Raw genomic sequence first — 8163 nt, 5'->3', positions numbered from 1 at the left:
ATTGACTTCACCACACCAGGCGGCGCAATCAAGTTGGGTGGAACACAGATTGTAGGCAGCACAACGTTTGACCCCCTTCTTGCTATCACCGATCGAAGCAATTATTCTCAAAACGCAATTCAAAAAGATGTTATTGTAAGCAATGGAGGAAGTTACATTGCGCGCGATAACGCCACCGATGTTTTTGTTATCGATGCCAGTAAATCACTTGCAGTGACAATCAGTGGCTTCGATGATGGTGACAGAATTATTTTCACGAACCGGACTAGCGCAGAGGGGGCGTTGTTTGATGCGGGGGTTATTGGCGACGGCGTCTCAACAATCACAGCCGGCAATGCTTCCATCACCCTGACCAGCTTTACCAATGATAACTTCGGCAATGAGGCAGCATTTGAGGCCATTTATGGCGCCAATGCTATTGGGTATGTTTTGTGAGCTACGCAAATCCTTCTGTTAGGGAGCTATCAGCCCAGATTGATTTTTGACTACTCTGGTTTGGAAAAGGAAGGTCTGGCGTTTACCGGCATGCGAACATCCGCACTCCTGTATTTCGTAAAACCGAACGTTAAAATATCTGGATCTAATGGTTGCGTATTTTAGCGAAACGCATCTCAAAAAAGCCCAAAAATCATTCTAAATATCTGCAAAATAGTTAAAATATGACGATTCCTGGGCACCTGAAAATGTAAAAAACGTGCAAGCAACCCAGAAATTCATCATAAACTATCGTTTTATATATTAATTTAATCGTTAGCTCCCCGAAGGCTGAGGGCAAAGGCCAATGCTGCGGCATGCTACTTCCTCATCTCGTCGACTCTCAAGAATCGTTCTTCGCAAAATATCGGTAAATGCTGGCGGGAACGCTTGCGTTCCAGCCTCACCACGCGGGCTTCAAGGTTGCAACCAAAAGCTAGCTGCCGTGCCTTCGCTGGCAAACTGCCGATAACGCCGGGCGGAATCTCGTGCCAATGAACGATGCACCATTTTAGCCGGGAATATGGGCGGCGCTCAATGCTTTTTGTCAGCCCAAACTTAACTTGCCCCCAAAATTTTTGCCTTCAATTATCGGTGTGGCTATTATAAACAACACTTATGAGCTCACTGAAATATCTCTTCCTTATAATTGTGGCGATGCAGGTTTCAGTGGGCGTCTCCGCGACGGCCGCGGGCCGAGATCCAAAGCACTATGAAAATAGTATTCCGAAGGCTTTGGGGGGAGATTTTGGCGAAATTTTTCTTCGCTGGAAGGAGGCGAACGGGAATACAATGCCCCTCCAAGAAAATTCTTTTGATCGTCCCTATGCGGGCAATAATATAACTGGCTCGGAACTCAAAAGGGATGCAACAACAAATGCGTCGCCTCATGCTGAAGAATTTTCTCAAATTTTTTCTATTTGGCAGAAGCAAGCCACCCTAAAAACGTCCGCGTCGACGAGGATGGAGCCAAGGCGCGGCGGGGCTGATTATGCATCCCCCAGAATGCCCTACATTTCTAGCAACTTTGGATGGCGTAGGGATCCGATAACGAAAGAGCTTCGCGTGCACAAAGGACTAGACATGCCCGGCGCATTGGGAAGCGCAATCTATGCTACGGCAAATGGCGTTGTGAGAGAGGCAAAATGGCGAGGCAGTTATGGGCTTTTTGTAGAAATTGAACACTCAAAAGGGGTCCGAACACGCTATGCCCATCTGTCGCGCATCAATGTTGTTCCCAGACAAAGGGTTCGCCGCAATGATATTATTGGTCTCATGGGAAGAACCGGACACTCGACCGGAAGTCATTTGCACTACGAGGTGGTAATAGACGGCATCGCCGTGGACCCCAAGCCCTTTCTCGCGGCGCTGCCCTAATTTCTATAGAAAAATAAATGTTCTCAATGAATCTACTTACGTTTTGCGCGTTGACATTCCAACCACGTTTTTATAGCAATTTTATTTGAGTATTAATTCTTCCGCCTCAAAAAAGAGAGTTTGGAAGAGCCAAATCGGAAATGGAAAACTGGAAATGAAAGCCGTCATACTTGCTGGTGGCCTGGGCACTAGGCTGGGTGAAGAGACCTCTTCGCGCCCAAAGCCTATGGTTGAAGTGGGTGGAATGCCAATCATTTGGCATATCATGAAGATCTACTCTACCTTTGGAGTTAATGAATTTATAATATGTCTTGGCTACAAGGGGTACATGATAAAAGAATTTTTTGCCAATTATCACCTCCATACAGCTGACATTACGATAGATCTCTCTAACAATAGTTCAGTGGTTCACGAGAATTGGAGTGAACCATGGAAAATCACGTTGGTAGAAACCGGCGCTGAAACTATGACTGGTGGCCGCCTTAAGTTGGTTCGGCAATATTTGGATGAGGATAAGCCGTTTTGCATGACATACGGAGATGGCGTTGCTGATGTTGATATAGCGGCCCTAATCGCTTTCCATAAGTCGCACGGCAAAAAAGCTACAATCACTGCTGTCGCCCCGCCCGGTCGATTTGGTGCGCTGGAGTTTCAAGGTGATCACGTAAAATCTTTTGCCGAAAAGCCCGATGGAGACGGTGGGATGATTAACGGCGGCTTTTTTGTGCTTGATCCCTCGGTGCTTGATCTAATCGACGGTCCCAAAACGATTTGGGAGCAGGGGCCGTTGGAAGCTCTAGCAGCAGATGATGAATTGGTCGCTTATCGCCATAACGGGTTTTGGCAGCCCATGGACACTCTTCGAGACAAGTTGCATCTCGAAGCGTTGTGGTCGCAATCTCCCCCGTGGAAGTCATGGTAAACGCTTCGTTTTGGCAGGACCGCCGCGTGCTCATCACTGGGCACACTGGCTTTAAGGGTAGCTGGCTCTCCGTTTGGCTTTCGCAAATGGGCGCGCGTGTCACGGGGTTCTCGCTTCCGGCCGATGAAACAAGCCTGTTCCGACAGGCGCGAATAGCCGATCTCGTTGAGCATATCGAGGGCGATATTCGCGATATGGACGCTCTTGAATCGGCGGTTCAGGCTTCTCGTGCGGAAGTTGTTTTCCATCTCGCGGCACAGCCGTTGGTTCGTAAATCTTATGAGGAGCCCGTTGAAACCTATGCCACGAATGTGCAGGGAACGGTTCACCTACTTGACTGTTGCCGGCGGCTCCCTTCTCTTCGGAGCATTGTTTGTGTAACAAGCGATAAGTGCTACGAAAATCGTGATTGGGTATGGCCGTATCGCGAAAGCGATCCAATGGGTGGTTATGACCCTTATAGCAGCAGTAAGGGCGCCGCCGAGCTGGTGATTTCAGCCTATCGACGCAGTTATTTTAATTCGGGGCCTTATCTTGCATCTGTGCGTGCAGGTAATGTTATCGGTGGAGGAGATTGGGCGGAATCACGACTGATCCCAGACATAGTGCGTGCCATGATTGCTGGAGAAAAGCCGTTAATCCGGTATCCAAACGCAGTGCGCCCCTGGCAACATGTTCTAGAGGCCTTGGGCGGATATATTATGATCGCCGAGCGCCTTTTTGCGGGTGACCAAGACGTTGCCTGTGGATGGAATTTTGGACCGCGCGACGAAGATGCGAAGCCGGTCGACTGGATTGCTAATCGCCTTACCGCTGCTTGGGGTGCACCCGGTTGGCGCGGTGAGGATGGCCCTAAGCCGCATGAGGCAAGGTATCTTAAGCTCGACTGTACTAAAGCTCGCAGCGAGTTGGGCTGGAATCCTGTGCTTTCACTAGATGCGGCACTGACGCTAATTGTAGAATGGCACAAATTTGTAGAAAGGGGGGGAGATCCCCTCGAAATTTGTTCCAAACAACTGGACCTTTATCGAGGCCAATTGACAGAAAAATTATTGGAGAGCCAATCTCTTGTCTGACCAAATAGCACTGACACGATTGCTCTCATCTGGAAAAACGCAGATTTCGTTGCAACCAACGCATTTTCGATAGGCCTTCGCCGCGGGATCAGTACCTAAATAATCGCGTTCGTGGCTGATACTGAGCTGGACTTTATGCCCGTCAAGCGGGCTTTTTTACAAAGGAATGACCAAATGAATCTCACACGAATTATCTCCCTGAAGGGTGAGTTCGAAGCCGAAGGCCTAACGCGCGACTCAGTTGCCGCTGAAGCCGCTTGGGCAGCACGTCACGGGCTGCCTTACCTCGTAAAGATCGGCGGTTGCGAGGCCAAGTCTGATATGCGCTTCCTGATGATGCAGGGGATCGACAGCATAGTCGCCCCGATGATCGAGAGCGCCTTCGCAATGCGAAAGTATCAGGAAATGCTGCCCGATGGCGCATTCAATCACGTTGGCGTGACCATTGAGACGGTTACGGCTGTTGAGCGTATCGAAGCCATCCTTGACGCAGGGAGCAAGCTTAGCGAGGTTACCGTTGGGCGAAGTGATCTGACCGCTAGCTTCGGAGGATCGGGCGTGAATTGTCCGGAAACAATCTCCATGGTCAAAACCGTTGCCCGTGCAGCAAGGGCTCGGGGGCTTAAGACTACGATGGGTGGCACAATCAACACTGAAACCGTAAACCTGCTACTCGGGGACGGCGAGCTGCGTGATCTCGTAGCATGTGTCGAAACCCGTAAATGCGTCATGTCAGTCGAAAAGTTTCTTGAACCGGACGCTCTAATGGATGCTTTCGCTGTGGAAACGGTGCTGCTGGACATGCAAATCGCATACTATGGCGAAATCGGCAACGCAGCCCATGCCCGCGCATCGGTCTTGCGGGAACGCCTGTGATGGAAATCAAGTTTGTCCTCGATTTTGATGGCGTCCTATTCAACAGCGCATTCGAGGCGTTTAGCGTGGCAAATCATGCCACCAAAGGGCGGCTCGGTTTTCGTCAGGACGTAAATTACGAGGAATTTTTGGCATTCCGCAGCGTTGTGACCGACGCATGGCAGTATAATCGGCTTTACGCCGCAAACAGTTCTGTTTTGCCGAACACACTGCACATGATCACTCCGGATGAAGGCGATTGGAGCTTCTCGCGTGACTTCTTCGAAGCACGACGTACCATCATGGAGGATCCCGAATGGCCAAAGGTCATGCCGGCATATGATTTTTTCTTCCTGCTAAAGCCGATTCTGCTGCAATGCCCCGACCGTTTCGCGATTCTGTCGACACGCAATGTGAGCTCAATTCATGAGGCCTTGGCGTTCAACGGTGTCGATGGAATTCAGATTTTCGGACAAGAGGACATTCGCAAGCTAGGTAGCAAGTTAAACGTCGCGAAATCACAAAATTGGCTCGACCCGAAAAAATATATGATTGTCTATGTCGATGACATGAATAGTCATCTCGAGCCGTTTCAGGGCCAAGTTCACCTACCCCTTCATGCCAACTGGGGCTATGACCGCGAGACATCGTCCAGCCTGAGCCAAAGTCAGGTTCATACCATTATCTCTTCGCTGCTCTCTATTGCGGATGGGACACGTACATGAAGTATAGTGATCAGATAGGCGCCTGGCTCAAAGTGGCTGGCTACACACATTATTTTTACGTCGGCGGGGGCAATATTATGCACTTGACCGAGAGCCTCGACCGTTTTCTGACCGGGGTGCCAGTGGTGCATGAAGTCGCTGCCGGCATTGGTGCAGAGTATTTCAACCTGATTGCCGCACCGGCCAAGGCGCTAGCGCTGGTTACAGCTGGCCCAGGGCAGACCAATATCGTTACCGCAGTGAGCGGCGCATGGCTGGAAAGCCGGGAGCTGCTGGTCATCGGCGGCCAGGTAAAGACGTCCGATCTTGCCCGGGGACAAGTGCGCTCCCGTGGGATACAAGAAATCGACGGAGTCGCGCTTATGGAGTCGATGACAAAAGTGTCGACGAGGCTCGAGCAGCCGGTTTCAGCGGCCGAGTTTCTGGCTATTATTGAGCCGAGTTGGACACCGCGAAAAGGTCCGGTGTTCCTCGAATTTCCGCTTGATGTGCAGGCCGCCCATCGCGACGAGGAACCCTTTCCGGAAATGTCCGCACCGGTGCTGCAGATAGCAGAGGAAGACAGGGTGTCTGAGGTCGTTAGGCTCTGGAACGCTGCTGATCGACCAATGCTGCTGATCGGCGGTGGTGTCGAAATCGGTACAGTCGATGCCGTGCGCGATACCCTCGACAAGCTTTCACTGCCGACGATGACAACATATAATGGCGCTGACCGCGTCGATGGTGATGCACCCTATTATCTCGGTCGGCCAAATACTTGGGGTCAGCGTAGCTCCAACATTATCATCCAGCAGTCCGACCTTATCGTCGCGCTGGGAACCCGGCTCGGGCTTCAGCAAACGGGGTTCAATTGGCAAGAATTCGGCCGCGAAGCGAAAGTCGTACAGGTCGAAATCGATCCGGCCGAATTGGCCAAGGGCCATCCGCGCACCGACATTGCCGTTAACGCCGATGCGAATGACTTCCTGCGCCGGATGCTGGCGCAGGAACTGGAATCAAAACCTGAATGGCTGGCCCGCGCCAGGCAGATCCGCGCGGCCGTTCCTCGGGTCGAAGCGGTCAATCAAACCGGTGCCGGTTACCTCTCTCCTTATGATTTCATTGTCAACCTAGAGACGCTGACCCGCGATGACGACCTTGTAATCCCTTGCTCCAGCGGCAGCGCATTCACCCTGTCCATGCAGCTTTACAAACAGAAACTTGGACAGCGCGTCATTACAAACAAGTCGCTCGCCTCTATGGGATACGGTCTGTCAGGCGCGATCGGGGCAGCCATTGCGGCCCCTGGGCGTCGTACCATCCTGATTGAGGGTGATGGCGGTTTCGCTCAGAATCTTCAGGAACTGGGTACCGCACGGGTCAATGATCTCAACCTCAAGATTTTCATCTTCGATGATCAGGGGCACGCATCGATCCGGATGACCCAGAGGAACTATTTTGGCGGAAAGTATCTTGGTTGCGATACGCGCTCGGGTCTGGGTCTGCCAACTTGGGATAAGCTTTTCGCCGCTTGGGATATCCCGGTCATGCGTCTGCCGGTAGCGTTTACGGAAGATGCGGATTTCCTTGCCGCAATGGCGAGTGATGGGCTGCATGCGTTCATTGTGCCGGTGGATCCCGAGCAGACTTACCTTCCCAAGATTAGCAGTCGGGTAACGGAAAGCGGTTCGATGGAATCAAACCCAATCGACCGGATGACGCCTGAAATCGACTACCTAACTCCCGCCGGTATCGGGTAAGCTTCATGCAACCACTTCTTACTCTGACCTTGGCAACGGCGCTTGCACCTTCCTCTGTGTCTGAGCTTTTGAAGGACACACGGCGTATAGTCGTGGTGGGCGCGGGTGGCTGGGTCGGACGCGGCCTGCTGCGCGGTTTACATTCGGCCTTGGGCGTTGATGCATTTTCTGAACGCGTATTCGCCTTCGGCTCTTCGCCGAGAATGATTGATCTGGGTGATGCAATCACCATCGCGCAGCGTCCGCTGGACGAACTTGTCGGTTTACACCCAGAACCCACGACTTTGTTTCATCTCGCCTTTCTGACAAAGGACAAGGTTGCGGTTATTGACCCTGACGAATATCGCGAAACCAATCGTGCGCTTTCAAGCACTGTGCTCGAGGCGCTCAGTGCGATTGGCGCCGACCGGCTTTTCGTTGCCTCCTCAGGTGCTGCTGCCTTCGCAGATGATCCTTCTGCGAACGAAGACCTGAGAATCTACGGTGGGCTCAAGCGGGAGGACGAGGATCGCTTCGTTGCTTGGGCCGAGGCCGATACAGTACGGCGTGCTGTCATTACACGTATCTACAATCTGACTGGGCCCTTCATTAACAAACATGACACATATGCGCTTGCAAGTTTCATCATTGATGCGCTGGCCGGACGCCCAATTTCTGTACGCGCACCAATGCGGGTGATGCGCAGCTATGTTGCGATAAGCGAATTGGTGTCGCTTGTGTTATTCCAATTACTCGGATCCAGCGGCGCGTCAGTATATCGTTATGACAGCGGCGGGGAAGTGCTGGAACTGCGCGAGGTTGCTGCCGAAGTTGCCCGCGTGCTGGGCGGAACTGTCGTGCGCGCGCCGATCACGGAGAGCGTCGACAATAATTACACCGGTGATGCTGAAACCTATGCTTCTCTGCTGGAAGCCGCGGGCATCGCGGCCGTGCCGTTGGGCCAACAAATCCTGAATACTGCCATAACGATAGCACCTGAGCTCCATTTAAGGTAA

At 52.0% G+C, this 8163-nt stretch carries 8 protein-coding genes; all 8 read left to right on the top strand.

The window, feature by feature from the left end; genetic code table 11:
• Nucleotides 1-435 (top strand): hypothetical protein (locus ACILP3_RS08380; protein WP_395616200.1); only part of this gene is annotated, 435 nt, incomplete at its 5' end.
• A gap of 657 nt (nucleotides 436-1092) precedes the next feature.
• On the top strand, nucleotides 1093-1851 hold the full coding sequence (locus ACILP3_RS08375) for a M23 family metallopeptidase (RefSeq protein WP_395616199.1): 759 nt from the start codon (nucleotides 1093-1095) through the stop codon (nucleotides 1849-1851).
• A gap of 154 nt (nucleotides 1852-2005) precedes the next feature.
• Nucleotides 2006-2773: a glucose-1-phosphate cytidylyltransferase gene (rfbF, locus tag ACILP3_RS08370; RefSeq protein ID WP_395616203.1), complete on the top strand. Its 768-nt coding sequence runs from the start codon at nucleotides 2006-2008 to the stop codon at nucleotides 2771-2773.
• Complete coding sequence (gene rfbG / locus ACILP3_RS08365; RefSeq protein ID WP_395616202.1) at nucleotides 2767-3849, top strand: CDP-glucose 4,6-dehydratase; 1083 nt, start codon at nucleotides 2767-2769, stop codon at nucleotides 3847-3849. The genes rfbF and rfbG overlap by 7 nt, the downstream gene beginning before the upstream one ends.
• A 174-nt stretch (nucleotides 3850-4023) precedes the next feature.
• The gene (locus tag ACILP3_RS08360) at nucleotides 4024-4725 is read left to right on the top strand and encodes an aldolase/citrate lyase family protein (protein WP_395616198.1); all 702 of its coding nucleotides are present in this window, start codon (nucleotides 4024-4026) and stop codon (nucleotides 4723-4725) included.
• Nucleotides 4725-5429, top strand: a complete 705-nt coding sequence (locus tag ACILP3_RS08355) for a hypothetical protein (RefSeq protein ID WP_395616197.1) — start codon at nucleotides 4725-4727, stop codon at nucleotides 5427-5429. The genes ACILP3_RS08360 and ACILP3_RS08355 overlap by 1 nt, the downstream gene beginning before the upstream one ends.
• Nucleotides 5426-7168, top strand: a complete 1743-nt coding sequence (locus ACILP3_RS08350) for a thiamine pyrophosphate-binding protein (protein ID WP_395616196.1) — start codon at nucleotides 5426-5428, stop codon at nucleotides 7166-7168. The genes ACILP3_RS08355 and ACILP3_RS08350 overlap by 4 nt, the downstream gene beginning before the upstream one ends.
• A 5-nt stretch (nucleotides 7169-7173) precedes the next feature.
• Nucleotides 7174-8163: an NAD-dependent epimerase/dehydratase family protein gene (locus ACILP3_RS08345; protein WP_395616195.1), complete on the top strand. Its 990-nt coding sequence runs from the start codon at nucleotides 7174-7176 to the stop codon at nucleotides 8161-8163.

Source organism: Sphingorhabdus sp. (assembly GCF_044239665.1).
Taxonomy (GTDB): domain Bacteria; phylum Pseudomonadota; class Alphaproteobacteria; order Sphingomonadales; family Sphingomonadaceae; genus Sphingorhabdus_B.
This window is presented reverse-complemented; position numbering and strand designations above follow the sequence as displayed.